General features: G+C 72.3%; 14 protein-coding genes and 1 pseudogene. 9 read left to right on the forward strand and 6 right to left on the reverse strand.

The annotated features are described in order from the left end of the window. Complete coding sequence (locus ACWDEN_RS40625) at positions 1-303, reverse strand: hypothetical protein (protein WP_351615490.1); 303 nt, start codon at positions 301-303, stop codon at positions 1-3. A gap of 100 nt (positions 304-403) precedes the next feature. After that, positions 404-1,393, reverse strand: coding sequence for an NAD-dependent epimerase/dehydratase family protein (locus ACWDEN_RS40630; RefSeq protein ID WP_351615488.1), 990 nt, complete (start codon positions 1,391-1,393; stop codon positions 404-406). A gap of 362 nt (positions 1,394-1,755) precedes the next feature. On the opposite strand from ACWDEN_RS40630, the gene ACWDEN_RS40635 reads away from it, so the two are divergent. Continuing rightward, a complete protein-coding gene (locus ACWDEN_RS40635) occupies positions 1,756-2,628 on the forward strand; it encodes an SGNH/GDSL hydrolase family protein (protein ID WP_351615486.1) in 873 nt (290 codons plus the stop codon). Between the two features lie 13 nt (positions 2,629-2,641). Here ACWDEN_RS40635 and ACWDEN_RS40640 read toward each other — a convergent pair whose 3' ends face one another. Further along, positions 2,642-3,454 (reverse strand): SDR family NAD(P)-dependent oxidoreductase, encoded by an 813-nt coding sequence (locus ACWDEN_RS40640; protein WP_450863000.1) that lies wholly within the window; start codon positions 3,452-3,454, stop codon positions 2,642-2,644. Between the two features lie 88 nt (positions 3,455-3,542). Here ACWDEN_RS40640 and ACWDEN_RS40645 point away from each other — a divergent pair, with 88 nt between their 5' ends. Next, on the forward strand, positions 3,543-4,394 hold the full coding sequence (locus tag ACWDEN_RS40645; protein WP_351615484.1) for a helix-turn-helix transcriptional regulator: 852 nt from the start codon (positions 3,543-3,545) through the stop codon (positions 4,392-4,394). Between the two features lie 106 nt (positions 4,395-4,500). Here ACWDEN_RS40645 and ACWDEN_RS40650 read toward each other — a convergent pair whose 3' ends face one another. Both ACWDEN_RS40650 and ACWDEN_RS40655 read right to left on the reverse strand, forming a co-directional pair. After that, on the reverse strand, positions 4,501-5,649 hold the full coding sequence (locus tag ACWDEN_RS40650; protein ID WP_351615483.1) for a glycoside hydrolase family 19 protein: 1,149 nt from the start codon (positions 5,647-5,649) through the stop codon (positions 4,501-4,503). A 93-nt stretch (positions 5,650-5,742) separates the two neighbouring features. Then, complete coding sequence (locus ACWDEN_RS40655; protein WP_351615480.1) at positions 5,743-6,177, reverse strand: septal ring lytic transglycosylase RlpA family protein; 435 nt, start codon at positions 6,175-6,177, stop codon at positions 5,743-5,745. A 212-nt stretch (positions 6,178-6,389) separates the two neighbouring features. Between ACWDEN_RS40655 and ACWDEN_RS40660 the strand changes: the two genes are divergently transcribed. The 5 genes from ACWDEN_RS40660 to ACWDEN_RS40680 all read left to right on the forward strand — a co-directional run bounded on the left by ACWDEN_RS40660 (position 6,390) and on the right by ACWDEN_RS40680 (position 14,071). After that, positions 6,390-7,043: a maleylpyruvate isomerase N-terminal domain-containing protein gene (locus ACWDEN_RS40660; protein WP_351615477.1), complete on the forward strand. Its 654-nt coding sequence runs from the start codon at positions 6,390-6,392 to the stop codon at positions 7,041-7,043. Between the two features lie 260 nt (positions 7,044-7,303). Then, on the forward strand, positions 7,304-9,496 hold the full coding sequence (locus tag ACWDEN_RS40665) for an MMPL family transporter (RefSeq protein WP_351615474.1): 2,193 nt from the start codon (positions 7,304-7,306) through the stop codon (positions 9,494-9,496). 337 nt (positions 9,497-9,833) lie between these two features. After that, positions 9,834-11,120, forward strand: a complete 1,287-nt coding sequence (locus ACWDEN_RS40670; protein ID WP_351615472.1) for a phosphodiester glycosidase family protein — start codon at positions 9,834-9,836, stop codon at positions 11,118-11,120. Between the two features lie 231 nt (positions 11,121-11,351). Beyond that, entirely contained in the window at positions 11,352-11,810 is a 459-nt protein-coding gene (locus ACWDEN_RS40675; protein ID WP_351615469.1) for a PPOX class F420-dependent oxidoreductase, read from the forward strand. A gap of 104 nt (positions 11,811-11,914) precedes the next feature. Further along, the gene (locus tag ACWDEN_RS40680; protein WP_351615466.1) at positions 11,915-14,071 is read left to right on the forward strand and encodes a hypothetical protein; all 2,157 of its coding nucleotides are present in this window, start codon (positions 11,915-11,917) and stop codon (positions 14,069-14,071) included. A gap of 26 nt (positions 14,072-14,097) precedes the next feature. Here the strand turns inward: ACWDEN_RS40680 and ACWDEN_RS40685 are convergent, their stop codons facing one another. Next, positions 14,098-14,790: an NAD(P)H-binding protein gene (locus ACWDEN_RS40685; protein ID WP_351615511.1), complete on the reverse strand. Its 693-nt coding sequence runs from the start codon at positions 14,788-14,790 to the stop codon at positions 14,098-14,100. On the opposite strand from ACWDEN_RS40685, the pseudogene ACWDEN_RS40690 reads away from it, so the two are divergent. Together ACWDEN_RS40690 and ACWDEN_RS40695 are read left to right on the forward strand one after the other, a co-directional pair. After that, a pseudogene (locus tag ACWDEN_RS40690) lies at positions 14,758-14,907 on the forward strand (helix-turn-helix domain-containing protein); the annotation flags it as partial. The gene ACWDEN_RS40685 and the pseudogene ACWDEN_RS40690 overlap by 33 nt on opposite strands. Before the next feature lie 49 nt (positions 14,908-14,956). Next, complete coding sequence (locus ACWDEN_RS40695; RefSeq protein ID WP_351615464.1) at positions 14,957-16,042, forward strand: hypothetical protein; 1,086 nt, start codon at positions 14,957-14,959, stop codon at positions 16,040-16,042. Positions 16,043-16,116: the final 74 nt, after the last annotated feature.

The following is a 16,116-nucleotide window of genomic DNA, read 5'->3' on the forward strand; positions in this document are numbered from 1 at the left end:
TCACTCCGGGCGGCAGCTGATGGAGTTCGGGGCCACGTTCCGGCATGTGAGCCCGCTCCCCGGGCCGATGATGCGCGAGAGGAGCGGCGCGATGTCCTTCTCGCAGGACAGGCCCGAGCCGTCCTCGGGGTCCTCGTTCGCGTGACGGCAGACCTTGTCGATGACGGTGCCGCTGTCGACCTTCGGGCCGGGCGGCGGCGCGTCCGCGGAGGCTGATGGGACGAGGAGGCCCAGGCCGAGCACCGGCGCGGTGAGCAGGGCTGCGACCTGGGCGCGGGTCGGCCTCAGGGTCCGTCGCGACATGGCTGTCCTTTCGACTGGTTCGTACGCATCGATGGGTTCATGCGCATTTCGAAGCAGCGCCATGATCAAGGGTCAGGCCGTCCCACGCGTGTGGACACGCTCAGTGCGTTCGCGTGAACTCCCGCATTCCCTCCGCGAAGCCCACCTCCGGCTTCCAGCCGAGTTCCGTGCGCAGCCGGGAGGAGTCCGCCGTGATGTGGCGGACGTCGCCCAGCCGGTACTCGCCGGTGACGACCGGTTCCGGGCCGCCGTGGGCGGCGGACAGGGCGCGGGCCAGGTCGCCGACCGTGTGCGGCTCGCCGCTGCCGGTGTTGTACGCGGTGAGGGTTCCGGGGCGCGGCCCGGCCTCCAGCGCGACGACGTTGGCCGCGGCCACGTCCCGTACGTGGACGAAGTCCCGCCGCTGCCGGCCGTCCTCGAACACCCGCGGGGCCTCGCCGCGTTCGAGGGCCGAGCGGAAGAAGGAGGCGACGCCGGCGTACGGGGTGTCGCGGGGCATCCTGGGGCCGTACACATTGTGGTAGCGCAACGAGATCGCCGTACCGTCCGTGGCGCGGGCCCAGGCGGCCGACAGGTGTTCCTGGGCGAGCTTGGTCGCGGCGTAGACGTTGCGCGGGTCGGGCGGGGCGTCCTCGGTGACCAGGCCGGGGACGAGCGATGCGCCGCACCGCGGGCAGCGGGGTTCGAAGCGGCCCGCCTCCAGGTCGGCCGCGGCCCGCGGCCCCGGGCGTACGACGCCGTGCGCGGGGCAGTCGTAGCGGCCCTCCCCGTACACCACCATCGACCCGGCAAGCACCAGCCGCCGGACGCCCGCCTCGGCCATCGCGGCGAGCAGGACGGCGGTGCCCAGGTCGTTGCGGGAGACGTACTCGACCGCGTCCGTGACGCCGTTGCCGAGGCCCACCATGGCCGCCTGGTGGCAGACCGCGTCCACGCCGGACAGGGCGCGGGCGACCGCTGCCGGGTCGCGCACGTCGGCGCCCCGACCGGCCCGGACGTCGTACACGAGCGGCTCGTGCCCGCTCGCGCGCAGCGCCTCGACGACATGGGACCCGATGAACCCGGCACCGCCGGTGACCAGTACACGCATACGGCCACGCTAGAGGCCGACGGCACGGGAACCGGGTGACGCGACCGCCATGTCATGACTTCGTAAGGGCTCGCTGTCGCCCGCACCGGGGAACGCGCCGGGTGATGCCCACCGTCAGCCTCTCGCGCCCAGACAGCAGTTGTTCCCGAAGAAGCTGAGTGTTTCAAGAACTTCTGTCAACAACGTTGACTCCTGGGTGCGCCGCCCGCACATTACTTCTCGGTAGTACCTCGCGGTAACCCCGCGACAAGGCAACTCCCCCTTGCCCTGAGCCGCCGCATTCTCGCGCACCAGCACACACACGGGCACAGCCATGCCCGCCTGCTGCGTGTCCCCACCTCGAGAACAGGGAGCACCCGCCCATGCCCAAGTCTGCCCTGCGCCGGGCCATCGCCGCGACGTCCGCGCTCGCCGGCGCGCTGGCCCTCGGCCTCACCGCCGCACCCGCCCATGCCACGACACCCCTGAACTACGCCGCCCTCGGCGACAGTTACAGCGCCGCCTCGGGCGTCCTGCCCGTCGACGCGAGCAACCTGATCTGTCTGCGCTCGACGGCCGACTACCCCCACGTCATCGCCGCCCGCACCGGCGCCGGGCTCACGGACGTCACCTGCGGCGCCGCCCAGAGCAAGGACTTCACCGCGTCCCAGTACCCCGGGGTCGCCCCGCAGACGGACGCGGTCACCGCCGGCACCGACCTGGTGACGCTGACGATCGGCGGCAACGACAACGGCACCTTCGTCGACGCCATGCTCGCCTGCGGAACCGCCGGCATTCTCAGCGGCGGCAAGGGCAGCCCCTGCAAGGACATCTACGGCAGCTCCTTCGACGACGGGATCGACACGAAGACCTACCCCGCGCTGAAGAACGCGCTGGACGCCGTGCGGGCCAAGGCGCCGAACGCCCGTGTGGCGGTGCTCGGTTATCCGTGGATCACGCCGGCCCAGGCCGACCCGTCCTGCTTCGCCCAGCTGCCGGTCGCCTCCGGTGACGTGCCGTACCTGCATGCGCTGCAGGCCCACCTCAACGCCGTCGTGCAGCGCGCCGCCGAGGAGTCCGGGGCGACGTACGTCGACTTCTCGCAGGCGTCGGAGGGCCATGACGCGTGCCAGGCCGTCGGCACCCGGTGGATCGAGCCGCTCCTGTTCGGGCAGAACATCGTCCCGGTCCACCCCAACGCGCTCGGCGAGCAGCGCATGGCCGAGCGGACCCTGAGCGTTCTCGGTCTCGGCTGACTCCCGCGCCCGGTCAGGCCCGTGCGCCGCCGTCGACCCGCAGCACCGTGCCCGTCACGAAGGAGGAGCGGTCGCTCAGCAGCCAGGCGGCGGCCTCGGCGATCTCCTCGGGAACGGCCGCGCGGCGCAGCGGGGTGAGCGCCGTGAGCCGGTCCTGAAGGCCGGGAGCCTGAGCTTCCCAGGCCCGGATCATCTCCGTCAGGGTGTTGCCGGGCGCGATGGCGTTGACGCGGATGCCTTCGGGGCCGTAGGTCACGGCGGCCGACTCGGTGAGGCTGTTCACCGCCCGCTTCATCGCACCGTACGCGGGCAGTTCGGGGTTGCCCCGCAGACTGCCGACGGACGAGTTGTTGACGATGGCGCCCGTCCCGGCGGTGGCCCGGATGGCGGTCACCTCGGCGACCATGGCGAGCCAGACGCTCTTGAGGTTCACCGCGTAGACATGGTCGAACTCGGCCTCCGGCAGCTGGTCCATGGGGCCGGGCGGCTGGATCGTGGCGCCGTTGTTGAAGGCGATGTCGAGGCGGCCGTACAGGTCGACGGTACGGTCCACGGCGGCCCGCACGCTCGCCGTGTCGGCCAGGTCGCACACGACGTAGTCCGCGGTGCCGCCCGCCGCCCGTACCTCCTCGGTGACGGCCTTCAGCTGGGCCTCGGTGCGGGCCGCGAGCAGGACCCGGGCCCCTTCCCGGGCGAAGAGCCGGGCCGCGGCGGCGCCGATCCCGCGCCCGGCACCGCTGACGAAGGCGACCTTGCCGGCCAGCAGGCCGTATGCGGGCGTGTCGATGTCCGGTGTGTCGTCCATGACGTTCTGTGCGTTGTCCATGGCAGCGAGCCTGCGCCCCGGGTGGCGGGCCCATCCAGGCACCGGCAGTACCTGGATCGGGCTCGCCGCAGACCCGCACACTGGAGGTGTGGACAGAGCGGAACTGGCGGGATTCCTGCGCAGCAGGCGCGAGCGGATCGGCCCTGCCGACGTGGGCCTGGCCGCCGGGCCGCGCCGTCGCACGCCGGGGCTGCGCCGCGAGGAGGTGGCGCACCTGGCGTTCATCTCGACCGAGTACTACACCCGGCTGGAGCAGGCCCGCGGCCCGCGTCCGTCCCGCGAGGTACTGGCCGGACTGGCCCGCGCCCTGCGGCTGTCGGACGCCGAACGCGAGCACCTCCATCTGCTGGCCGGCGCCTCGCCGGACCGCGCGCCCGGGCCCCCGCGCGAGGTGCGGCAGAGCATCCTCGACCTGATCCACCGGCTGCCGCGGTCCGCCGCCTTCGTCACCTCGGCCACGCTGGAGGTGCTGGCCTGGAACGAGCTGGCCGCCGCCCTGATGGAGGACTTCTCGGCCCTGCCGCGCCGCGAGCGCAACCTCGCGCGCCGTGCCTTCCTCGGGCCGCGCTCCGAGGGGCAGCGGCTGTACGGCGTGTCCGACGCCGACGCGTTCGCCCGGCACGCCGCCCGCCGGCTGCGCACGGCCGCCGCCCGCTACCCCGACGATCCCGAGGTGACCGGGCTGATCCGCGAACTCCGCGCCGGCAGCGAGGAGTTCGCCCGGCTGTGGGACTCCCACGACGTGGACGCGGAACCCACGCTCCGCAAGACGTTCCGGCATCCGCAGGTCGGGCCGGTCACCGTCAACTGCGACGCCCTGGACCTCGCCGACCGGGACCAGCAGGTCGTGATCTACACCGCCGTCCCCGGCACACCGTCCGAGGAGGCGCTGCGGCTGCTGTCGGTCATCGGCACCCAGCGCATGGACGCCGCCCGCTGAGCCGGACCAGCCGTACGGTGCGCACCTGGATGCCGTGCTGATGGCGGGCACGCGGTGCACCGCCTCTGTTGCGAGGCGGTGCACCTGTGGGCGAGGGCGGACCCGGTCAGCAGTACAGGTTGCCGCCCGGCGAGACGCCGAGGATCTGGGTGAAGCGCTGGTAGGCGTCGACGCGGCTCTGGACCTGGGCGGGGTTCTTGCCGTCGCACTCCAGGGAGCCGTTGATGCTGCGGATGGTCTGGCCGAATCCGGCACCGTTGACCATGGCGTCGTGCGGGGTCATCGTGCCCGGCCCCGACTGGGTGTTCCAGTACCAAAGGCCCGTCTTCCAGGCGACGGAGGCGTCGTTCTGCACCTGCCAGGGGTTGTCCAGGAGGTCGATGCCGAGTGCGTCACCGGCGGCCTTGTAGTTGAAGTTCCAGCTGAGCTGGAGCGGGCCGCGCCCGTAGTAGGCGGCCTGTCCGGCGGGGCAGCCGTACGGCCGGCTCCAGTCGCAGTACGTCGGGTAGTTGGCGGTGTTCTGCTCGACGACGTGGACCAGGCCGCCCGTCTCGTGGCTGACGTTGGCGAGGAAGGCGGCGGCCTCCTGCTTCCGGACCGTGTCGCTGCCGGTGTTCGCGAAGCCCGGGTAGGCGCTCAGGGCCTGGACGAGGCCGCTGTAGCTGTAGAAGCTGTTGCGGTTCGGGAACATCTGGTTGAACTGGGCTTCGGAGACGACGAATCCGGACGGTGTGCCGCTTCCGCCGCCGGCCGGAGCGTTCCACTTCTGGTTCGCGCCACTCGTGCAGGTCCAGATCTGCAGCCGCGTGCCGTTGGCGCTGTTGTCGTCCCGCACGTCCAGGCACTTGTTCGCGGCCGGGTTGACGATGTCGTGGGCCGGCGTGACCACCCACTGCTGGTTGGCGCCGCCGGAGCAGTCCCACAGCTGGACCGCCGCGCCGTCGGTGGTGCCGCGGTCGACGACGTCCAGGCACTTGCCGAGCGCCCGCAGGGTGCCGTCACCCGGGTTCGACCAGTTCTGCGCACCGGTTCCGTTGCAGTCGTAGAGCTGTACGGCGGTGCCGTTGGCGCTGTTGGCGCCCTCCACGTCCACGCACTTGCCGGCCAGCCCGGTGATCCGGCCGTCCGCGGCCCGGGCGGGCGAGGCGATGAACAGCGCGGCGAGGAGGGCGGCGACGGCGCCGCCGGCCAGGAAGCGTGCGAGACGCCCCGGACGTATGGGTCTGTGCGGGAGTTCGGCGAGGCGGAGGTGCATCGACAGGTGCTCCGGTCCAGGTCGGGTGGATGGGGTGCGTGCCGGTGCCGGCGGACGTGCCGTGCCGCCGGCCGGAGACGGGGGTACGGGCCGTCAGCCGAGGACGGTCTCCGTGACGACGATGTGTCCGGCGTCGGGATCGAGGCTTCCGCCGAGCCGTCCGAAGGCGCCGTCGGTCAGGTCCAGGCACTTGGGTACCTGCGGAGTCCAGGCGAACGTGCCCCGGTCGTTGATGCGGACCACCAGCGACCTGCCGTTGGCGGTGTTCGTGACCTGTACCCGTGTGCCGAAGGGCAGTTGGGGCTGACGGCTGAGCGAGGTCGCCGCCGTGTCGGCGTTGTTGTCGAAGAGTTCGCCGCTGGCCGTCAGGGCGCCGGGCGGCTGCGGACCGTAGTGGGTCGCCCAGCAGGTGTCGGAGTCCTGAGCGGCTGGGGCGTGCGTGCCGGCCTGGGCCGGGGAAGCGGTGAGCAGGCACGCGGAGAGGCCCAGTGCGGCTGTGAGGACGGCGGCGGAAGGGGACCTGGCCATGGAGGAGGGTGGCCTTTCGGGTGGGGGATGGCTGAGCTGTGAAACTAGAGGTACAGACCATTGGGGTCAAGGTGTGAAGTAAGCCATGAGGAAAGCGAGTTGAGGCGCGTCGCCGCACCGCGGCACGCGGAGTGGGGCAGGCACGCCATCCGAGTTCCGGCCCGTCCGAATTCGGTTGTCCGCCGAGCCGGCCCCGCACTACCGTGCGGTCAGTGGATCTCTTCTCACGCTCTTGGACGGCATTGCGCACAGCGGTCGCGGAACTCCCGGACGAGGACTTCGAGCGGCCGTCCGGCTGTACCGGCTGGCTGGTACGTGACCTGGTGTGCCACCTGGTCATCGACGCCCAGGACGTCCTGATCACACTCGTCACACCCACCGACGCCGAACCGACCGTGGACGCGGTCACCTACTGGAACCTGGTCGAGCCCCCGACCGGCCAGGATCCGCTCGACGCGCTGATCCCCCGGCTGGCCGCCGCCTACGGCGAGCCGCGGTGGCTGAAGTTCCACCTGGACGACGTCGGTTCCGCGGCGGGCCGCGCCGCCGAGCTCGCCGATCCGGCCCTCCGCGTCCGTACGCGCGACGAGGTACTGACCGCCGGCGACTACCTGTCCGCGTACGTGGTCGAATGGACCCTGCACCACCTCGACCTGATCGCCCGTCTGCCGTCGGCCGCCGAGCCACCCGTCGAGACGCTCACGGCGGCGCGCGCGTCGCTGGAGAAGATCGCGGGCACTCCCTTCCCCGCCTCGTTCTCCGACAAGGACGCGCTGCTCGTCGGCACCGGACGCCGTACGCCGACCGAAGCGGAGAAGGCCGCCCTGGGTGACTTCGCCGCCGAACTCCCGTTCATCCTCGGCTGAGCGGCCTGTCCCGGTCCTGGGCCGAGGGCTCACGTGTCCGCTCGGCGCTCCACGTCCCGGGCGCTCCACGTCCCCTGAGCGCTCGAACATCACTCGAGGGGGAGACCAAATGGCGAGATGACCTTCCTGTCCGGTCACTACCATGTGCCATAAGACAACCATTCGACCGGCTCGTTCGATACGCGCCGGTCAGGGTCGCCGACGTGCCAGGGACCGCTCCCCGGGCTGTGGTGATCTTCCTGCCCAGGAGGACCTTCCGCATGTTCCGACGTATTGGCGCCACAGTCGTCCGACATCCCGTCTGGACGATCGTGGCCTGGCTGATCGCAGCGGTGGCGATCGTCGCCACTGCACCGAGTCTGCCCTCGAACAGTGACGAGAGCAGCTTCCTTCCCAAGAGTTACGAGTCCATCAAAGCGGCCGATCTCCAACAGAAGGCGTTCCCCAGCACCTTCACCCCGTCCGCGATCGCGCTGTACCAGCGCACCGACGGCGGCGAGCTGACCGCCGCCGACAAGCAGGACATCGCCCGGATCACCACCGAACTGGGCAACAAGCACATCGACCAGGTGCAGAAGGTCGTCCCCGGCCCGCCGTCCAAGGACGGCAGGTACGACCTGACCCTGGTGCAGATGGACAGCAAGAACGCCGGCCAGCCCAAACAGGCCGACGCGGCCAAGGTGTTGCGCGACGACGTCAAGCAGCTGGCCAAGGGTACGCATCTCGACGTCAAGCTCGGCGGTAGCGCCGCCCAGGCTCTCGACCAGCAGGACTCGTCCAAGCGAGGACAGGCGCTGATCGGCTTCGGCACCTTCGCGATCATCCTGGTGACCTTGCTGATCATCTTCCGGGCGCCGATCCTGGCCGTACTGCCCCTGGTGCTGATCGGCCTGGTGTCGGCCGTCGCCAACGGCCTGATCGCCTACGCCACCAAGCTGTTCGACCTCCAGGCGAACAGCTCGATCTCGTCGATCCTGATCGTCGTGCTCTTCGGCGTGGGTACGGATTACTTCCTGTTCCTGATGTTCCGGTACCGCGAACGACTGCGCGCCGGTGACGAACCCAAGCAGGCCATGGTCAACGCGGTCGGCCGGGTCGGTGAGGCCATCGCCTCGGCGGCCGGGGCCGTCATCATCGCCTTCCTCGCGCTGGTGCTGTCCACCCTCGGCTTCCTCAAGCAGATGGGCCCGGCGCTCGCCATCGCGGTCGGCGCGACCCTCGTCGCGGGTCTGACCCTGATCCCGGCGGTGGTCTCGCTGATCGGACCGAAGGTCTTCTGGCCTTCCAAGTCCTGGCAGAAGGAACCGGAGAACGCCCGCTTCGCCGCCCTCGGCCGCGGGGTCCAGCGCCGTCCGGCGCTCGCCGCCGCGCTGTCCGGTCTCGTCCTGGTCGCGCTGGCGGGCGGCATCTTCGGTTACCACGCCACCTTCGACCTGGCCTCGGGCTCCATGCCGAAGACCAAGGAGTCCATGGTCGTCCAGGACCAGATGCAGAAGGCGTACTCGGCGGGCGCCGCGGCACCCACCGACGTCTACCTGTCCAGCACCGACGGCAAGCCGCTGGACAAGGCGGCCTTCGCCGCGTACGCGAGCAGGCTCGGGGCCGTGGACGGGGTCGCGAACGCCCGCATGACACAGGTGAACAAGGACGGCAGCACCGCGGACTTCACCGTCACGCTCAAGTACGAGGCGTCGACGGACAAGGCGATCGACACCGTGGGCCGGGTGCGGGACGTCGCTCACGCCAACGCCCCTGACGGCACCAAGGCGGTCGTCGGCGGCATGTCCTCGATCTACAAGGACATCAACACCGCGGTGAACCACGACTACAAGACGGTCTTCCCGGTGGCCGCCATCCTCATCATGGTGATCCTGGGCCTGCTCCTGCGCAGCGTCGTCGCCCCCTGGTACCTGATGGCATCGGTGGGCCTCGGCTTCGGCGCCACCCTCGGTGCCACCGTGTTGATCTTCCAGAAGGGGCAGGGACACTCGGGCCTGATGTTCATGCTCCCGGTGATCATGTATCTGTTCGTGGTCGCCATCGGCACCGACTACAACATCCTCATGATCGCCCGGCTCCGCGAGGAGGCCCGCGAGGGCCGCGAACCGCGCGAGGCGGCCGGCATGGCGCTGCGCCACGCCGGTCCGACGGTCGCCGCGGCCGGCTTCATCCTGGCGGCGACCTTCGCCACGATGATGCTGGCGGGCAACTCGCTGCTCACGGAGATGGGTTTCGCGGTCTCCTTCGGCATCGCCGTCGCGGCCTTCGTCATGGCGATGTTCTTCACCCCGAGCCTCACCGCGCTGATCGGCCACGCCGCGTGGTGGCCGGGGCACGGTGACCAGGCCGAGGCGGCGACGGCCGGCGCGGGCACCGGTGTCAGCGGTTCCGCATCGGCGCCCGGCGCCGACCGGGACTCCTTCGCCCACGATCCCGCGGGGCGCCGCAACTAGCGGCAGCGCGGGTCGTGATGGGGCGTCCCGCCGGGTCATGAGGCCTGGCGGGACGCCCCGTCGTCGTGTCGCGAGGGATGCGGCCGACGGTCCCACGCTCACGTGCAGCGCTACTGAAGCGGCACAGCCTCGACCGGGCCCGCGCACGGCAGGACGGACGCCGGCCGGGTTCGTCAGGGTCGTCGGGTGCGGGGGAGCGCACGCCAGGCCCCCGGCCCGGTTCCTGCTCGCCGGTATCCGCCAACTCGACCCGCGTAACCGGCAGTTAACCGAACCGGGACCGGCACATCAACCGCCGCACGGGTGGACGTCCGCATCGACGAGCACCCTCGCGTGCATGGCATTCACCTCGTACAGACCCGGCTTGACCCGTGCGGCGACGCTCACCGCGGCCGCCCTGCTCCTGCTGCTCGCGCCGCCCGCCGGCCGGGCCACCGCCGCCCAGGCGACGCTCCCGCTCGGCGACCCCGGCCTCGCGGAGACCCGCACGACACAGACCCTGGCCGACGGTGTCACCCTCACCCGTGTCGTCCGGGGCACCGAGCCCGCCCCGGCCGACCAGATCAACACCACGACACGCGGCCCCTGGGTGGTCGACGTCCTCACCATCGACCCGCGCAGGGCGCACGGGCAGCTGAAGGCGACATTCGGCCCCGACCTGGCCCACACGGAGAGGACGACCGATCTGGTGCGCTCCTCGAATGCCCTGGCCGGCGTCAACGGCTCCTTCTTCACCTTCACCGCCAGCGCGCAGTATCCCGGCGACCCGGTGGGCCTCGGCCTCTACGACGGACGGCTGCTCAGCGAGCCCACCGGCGACCCCGCGGAGGCCGACTTCGTCGTGGACGCCCACAGCAACCGCGCCCTGATGGGCCGGCTGAGTTGGTCGGGCAGCCTGCACAACCGGCGGACCGGAGCCACCCTGCCGCTGAAGTACGTGAACCATCCGCCCGCCGTCCCGGCGGCCTGCGCCGACCTGACCGATCCCACCCGGTGCACCGTGCCCGGCGACGTCGTGCGCTTCACCCCCGAGTTCGCCGAGAGCACCCCCTCCGGAGCGGGCGTCGAGGTGGTCCTCGACCGGCACGGCTGCGTCGTCCGCACCCGGACGGCCCGCGGCACGCACCTGACCGCCGGCCAGACCTCGGTACAGGCCACAGGGGCCGACGCGGCGGCCCTGCTGCACACCGCCGACGGGGGCTGCCTGCGCACCGAATCCGTGCTCACGGACGAGCAGGGCCGCCGGCTTCCCGCCCGCCCGGGGCTGTTCGGCGTGAACGGCCGCTATCGCCTCACCGCGCACGGCCGGATCGTGGTGCCGGCCGGCTCGGGCAGCTTCTTCGACCGCAACCCGCGCACGATCGCCGGTACGACCCGCCAGGGCAAGGTCGTCCTGGCGACCATCGACGGCCGCATGACGACCAGTGTCGGCACCACGATGGACGAGACGGCGGCGGTCGCCAACGCCCTGGGCCTGGCCGACGCCGTCAACCTGGACGGCGGCGGCTCGACCACCATGTCCGTCGAGGGCACCCTGGTGAACCACCCCAGCGGGCCCACCGAGCGGTCCGTGGGCGACGCCCTGGTCTTCGTACCCCGCCCGTACCGGCCCACCGAGGGCTGAGCCCCGCCCCTCCGCTCGGCCGCCCGCGCTCGGCCACACGGTGATCCGGCGCGCGGCCGCATGGTCGTGCACGGCAGCGGCGTCCGGGTCGTCGATCCGCTCCAGCAGCGGTGATACGGCGACCCGGGCGAGCCGTGCGCGTGGACCGGCCGGAGCGGTACACGAACTGAGGGCGCCAGGTGGGGGCATGGCACCCGGAATACCCTCGTGCGGACGGGAGTTGATCACCGCATGACTCAAGGACCCGCACCTCGGCCCCTGTCCGACGAAGCCCTCTCCGATCTGCTCGCCAAGCAGCAGTTCGGCACCCTTGCCACGGTCAAGCGAAGTGGTCACCCCCACCTCACCACCATGCTCTACGCCTGGGACCCCCAGTCCCGCGTCGTGCGGCTGTCCACGACGGCCGACCGCGCGAAGGCGAAGCAACTGCGGCGCGATCCGCGGGCGGCGCTGCATGTGCAGGGCGGCGACGTGTGGTCGTTCGCCGTCGCCGAGGGATCCGCCGAGGTCTCCGAGACCACCACGGTGCCCGGTGACGCGGTCGGGCGGGAACTCCTCGCGATGCTCCCGCCGACCGCCAGGCCCGAGCACGAAGACGCCTTCCTCGCACAGCAGGTGGCCGAGCGCAGGGTCGTGATCCGGCTGCGGGTGGACCGGCTGTACGGGACGGCCCTGGACATCGAGGGCTGACCCCGGCCCACCGAGCTGCTCACACCCGTGAGCCGTCCGGACGACGGCCGGGACGACATGACCGCGCTGCCCCGGAGTCTGCGCCGACTGGCAGGATGCCCCGCATGGAACGCGCACACCCCCTCGACGGCCTCGACGCCCAGCCCTGGCCGGACTTCTCCCACGCCTACGGCACCGCGGAGGACCTTCCCGATCTGCTGCGGGCACTGACCGGGCCGGACGACGACGCGGCGGCCGCAGCGCTGTCGGAGCTGTACGGGAGTGTGCTGCACCAGGGCACGGTCTACGCCGCCAGCGCACACATCGCGCCGTTTCTGGCCAGGATCGCGGCCTCGGGCCATCGGACGGCGGACCTGCTGACGCTGCTCGGGGGTATGGCCGAGAGCGAGGACGAGCACGGCGTGCCGCAGGGCACGGTCCGGGCCGCCGTGACCGAACAGCTCGCCCTGCTGCTGCCCTTGCTCGATGCCGCCGAGCCGGAGGTCCGCCGGGCCGCGGCTTGGGCCGTGTCCCACACCCGCGCCACCGCCACCGTCCTTCCCGCACTGCGGGGACGCTGGGACGAGGAGTCCGAGCCGTCGGTGCGGTCGGCGATCCTGGCCGCGATGTCCCGGCTGGATGCCCGCGCCGGTGCCGAAGCGGCCGCCACGGTCCTGGAGCCCTCCCAGCCGCCGGAGCTGCGGCTCGCCGCCGTGTTCGCCTGTCTCGACGCGAACCTGCCCTGGACCGGGCAGCACCACTCGACGCTGCTGTCCCTCCTGCCCGCTGACGAACTGGTCTCGGACGGCTTCGACCTCGACCGCGCCGAGCCCCTGGCCGCCGTGGTGGAGGCGCTGCTCGGCCGGGACCGCGAGACGGACCGGGAGGCGGTGTTCGCGCTGCTGGACGCCGCTCTTCGGGACGGTCGGGCGGAGGTCCGTGCCGAGGCGCTGTGGGCGGCCGACCGCGCCTGCATGCTCTCGCGCAGCGCCCCGCGGCGGCTGCTGGCCGGGCTGATCGAGGCGACCACCGAGGAGGAGGGCGTGGTGGCGGCGGCATCGCTCCTGGGCCGCCTGGGCACCGCCGCAGCGCCGGCCGCGTCCGTCCTGGCGCCGCTCGCCGGCCGCAGCCCGGACCGGGCGGACGACCACGCCGACCGGGCCCTGGCCGCGCTCGTGCTGGTGGCTCCCGCCCAAGCCGTACCGCTGCTGGCCCGCGGCCTCGGCCGGCGCCCACGGGCCCTGGACGCCGCCGCGGGCTTCCTGAGCCCCGTGGACGTCGTCCTCCCCTACGACACCGAACTCCTCGAGGCGGTACGCCGCCGCCTCTCCCGCCCCGGAAGCCTGAGCGGCAACGAGCCGGGGCAGCTGACGAAGCTGCTGGCCGGCTGGGGCGCTCGGGCCGCCTCGGCGCTGCCCGAACTGTACGCGCTGCTGCCGCACTTCCCCGGACAGGCCGCCACCGCCATCATCCCCCTCGCGCGCGACTGCGGCCCCGGCGAACGGCAACGGGCAGCCACCGCACTGCGGGCCACCGCCGAACGAGGCTCGCTGCGGGCGGCGAAGGCGCTGTACGACCTCGTCGGCGAGCCGGAGCCGCTGCTGGCGTGCCTCGCCCGTGAGCTTCGACGCGACTCGCGCGACCTGCAAGAAGCCGCCGGAACAGCGGGCGCCCTCGGGCCCCGGGCCGGATCCCTGGTTCCCGTACTGCAGGCGGCACTTGCCGCAGGGAAGGGCAGCACCGTCACCCCCGCACTGGACGCCGACACCTCGCTCGCCGAAGCGCTGTGGCGCATCACGGGTGACGCCCCCACGGTCGTCGAGGCCCTGGATTCGGTGTTCGCCCGGGCGGCACAGAGCCCCTGGGCCCGCTGGTCCGCGGTGCGGGCCGCCCGGGCGACGGCACTGCTGGGCCCGGCCGGACGTCCGCTGACCGCCCGGCTCGAGGCCCTGCTCGGCGACCCGGAGCAGGTACCGGCCGCGGTGCTCGCCCTCGCGGCGGTGGCGGAGCCCGCGCCACCGCCGCGCACCGGGCTCGCCACGGCGGTCCTGGACGCCGTCGAGCAGGAAGCCGACCCGACGGGAGCCCTGGATGCCCTGCAGTCCCTCGGCTCCGCATCTCTGGCCCCACGTCACCTGGCCCGGCTGGCGGTTCTCGCCGACGGCGACGCGCGGGTCATCCGCTCGGGCGTGGAAGGCCGGATCATCCGCGAGGACGAGGCCTTCCGCGAGCGGGCGCGCAGGCTCCTCGCCGTCCTGACGGCCGACGGCACCAGGCCCTGAGCAGCCGGGGCCGTGGTGCGGTCGGGTCAGCTCCAGTGACCGGCGGCGGTCTCGGCGACGTAGTCCGCGAACGGCCTCGGCGGCCGGCCGAGGGCTCGTTCCACGGCGTCGGCGACCGTGGCGCCCCGGCCGGAACGGACGGTCACGAGCAGGCCGGTGAGCAGGCGCGCGACGTCGGCCGGAACACCGGAGGAGATCTGCCGCTCGGTGAACACACCGGGATCGACGTCGACATGGCGGACGACACGTCCGGTGGCCCTGCCGATGAGGTCGGCCGCCTCGCCGAAGCCGATCGCCCGAGGACCGGTCAGCTGGTACGTCCGGCCGCCGTGCCGGTCCTCGGTCAGCGCGGATGCGGCGACCTCGGCGACGTCCCCGGCGTCCACGAAAGGCGTGCGGCCGTCGCCGGTCGGCAGGGACAGGGTCGCCGTCCGGATCCCCTGGAGCCAGGGACCCTCGCTGAAGTTCTGCGAGAACCAGTCGGGCCGCAGGATCGTCCCTTCGACGCCCGAGCGCCGCACGGCCCGTTCGGCGCCCTTGAGGGGGTGGGTGTCGTCGGCCTCGCCCACGCCGTACGCCGACAGCAGCACCAGCCGTCGTACGCCGGTGTCCACCGCTTCGGCGACGAGCCGGGGGGTCCGCGCCTCATGGTCGACGTCGGTCCGTAGGTCGGGCTCGACCAGAGGGACACCGAGGCGACCGTCGCGGCCGTGGCCCACCAGGTCGGCTACGAGGACCCGTTCGCCTTCAGCGTCGCCTTCAAACGCCGCCACGGCACCACCCCCTCCCTGTGGCGCCGTCAGGCACGCCGACCCGAGGCCACGACCCCCGAGTGAGCCGGCCGGCCCCGGCCCGGTGTCAGTGGGCTCCGCTACCTTCGGACCCATGCCGATCACTGCACACCTTCGCGACTCGGTCCGCCTGCCCGGCGGGCAGGCCCTGGTCAACGGCTTCGCCTTCGAGAGCCGCGGGACCGACTCACGCCGTGCCCTCCTCCGGAGCGGCCATGAGCTGGAGGTGTACGACCTGGACGAGGTGTTCGCCGGAGAGCGCGCGCCCAGCGCCGTCTTCCCGCTGCCCTGGCCGGGTTGGGACAGCGGTGTCCACTCGGTGAGTCCCGACGGCACGTTCGCGGTGTTCTCGGGGCAGCGCGCGGCACGGGCCGTGGGCCCGGGCGGTGAGACCCTGTGGGAGTACCGGCACGGCTGCTGGGGACCGGAGACAGGCCACCCGCACACCGGGGACGAGCAGGAGGTGTGCCGGGGGCTCGAGCACGGCTCCTGCCGGATCTCGGACGACGGCAGCCTGGTGTGGGCGCACATCGTGGCAGAGCCGGAGGAGGGCGAATGGGAGGAGCGCTGGGTCGTCCTGGACGCCCGTGACGGACGCGAGCTGGCGGCGATGCCACTGGAGAGCGCCGCCGCCGGTTCGCACCAGCTCTCCCATCCGGACGGCGTCCATGTGGGCCTGTGCATCGGCATGGGCCAGGACGGCATCCTGCTGCACTGGGCGCGATGGGACGGCAGGGAGCTGACCGGCTGGGACCTGAACGAGACCATGGACCGCATCCTGATGGACGTCCACCCCGGGCACGCGGGCTTCCTGACGGTCCAGCACTACGGCGCCGACATACGGCTGCACGCCCTGGACGGCACCGTGCTCGCCGAGAGACCGGCCGCGTCGGACGACGACGAGCATCCCCTCCACTGGGACTACACCTGCGGCTTCGTGGACGCCGATACCGTCATCGCGTCGACCCTCGACTCCGCCGAGGACGGCAAATCCCCCAGCCACTGGATCCTCGACACCCCCACCTTGGAGATACGCGGCACGGTGACCTATCCCGAGGGCCCCGCCGACACCTACGCGCGCCCGCTGGGCGACGGAACCTGGCTCACCTACGACGCCGGCAGCGAGACGCTCAACCGCTGGACACTGCAGGCGTTGTGCGAGACCGAGGCGCTGGACTGACCGGCGCCCGGACGGACCGGTCCTCGCCCGTCGGGCGGCGAGCGCCTGGGCCAGGTGGCGTACGGGCGCGACCC

Source organism: Streptomyces sp. NPDC001153 (assembly GCF_053598315.1).

Bases quoted from the DNA above. Each gene is read 5' to 3' on its own strand.
- ACWDEN_RS40625 (WP_351615490.1), bottom strand. From the start codon at position 303: ATGTCGCGACGGACCCTGAGGCCGACCCGCGCCCAGGTCGCAGCCCTG.
- ACWDEN_RS40630 (WP_351615488.1), bottom strand. From the start codon at position 1,393: ATGCGTGTACTGGTCACCGGCGGTGCCGGGTTCATCGGGTCCCATGTC.
- ACWDEN_RS40635 (WP_351615486.1), top strand. From the start codon at position 1,756: ATGCCCAAGTCTGCCCTGCGCCGGGCCATCGCCGCGACGTCCGCGCTC.
- ACWDEN_RS40640 (WP_450863000.1), bottom strand. From the start codon at position 3,454: ATGGACAACGCACAGAACGTCATGGACGACACACCGGACATCGACACG.
- ACWDEN_RS40650 (WP_351615483.1), bottom strand. From the start codon at position 5,649: ATGCACCTCCGCCTCGCCGAACTCCCGCACAGACCCATACGTCCGGGG.
- ACWDEN_RS40655 (WP_351615480.1), bottom strand. From the start codon at position 6,177: ATGGCCAGGTCCCCTTCCGCCGCCGTCCTCACAGCCGCACTGGGCCTC.
- ACWDEN_RS40665 (WP_351615474.1), top strand. From the start codon at position 7,304: ATGTTCCGACGTATTGGCGCCACAGTCGTCCGACATCCCGTCTGGACG.
- ACWDEN_RS40670 (WP_351615472.1), top strand. From the start codon at position 9,834: ATGGCATTCACCTCGTACAGACCCGGCTTGACCCGTGCGGCGACGCTC.
- ACWDEN_RS40675 (WP_351615469.1), top strand. From the start codon at position 11,352: ATGACTCAAGGACCCGCACCTCGGCCCCTGTCCGACGAAGCCCTCTCC.
- ACWDEN_RS40680 (WP_351615466.1), top strand. From the start codon at position 11,915: ATGGAACGCGCACACCCCCTCGACGGCCTCGACGCCCAGCCCTGGCCG.
- ACWDEN_RS40695 (WP_351615464.1), top strand. From the start codon at position 14,957: ATGCCGATCACTGCACACCTTCGCGACTCGGTCCGCCTGCCCGGCGGG.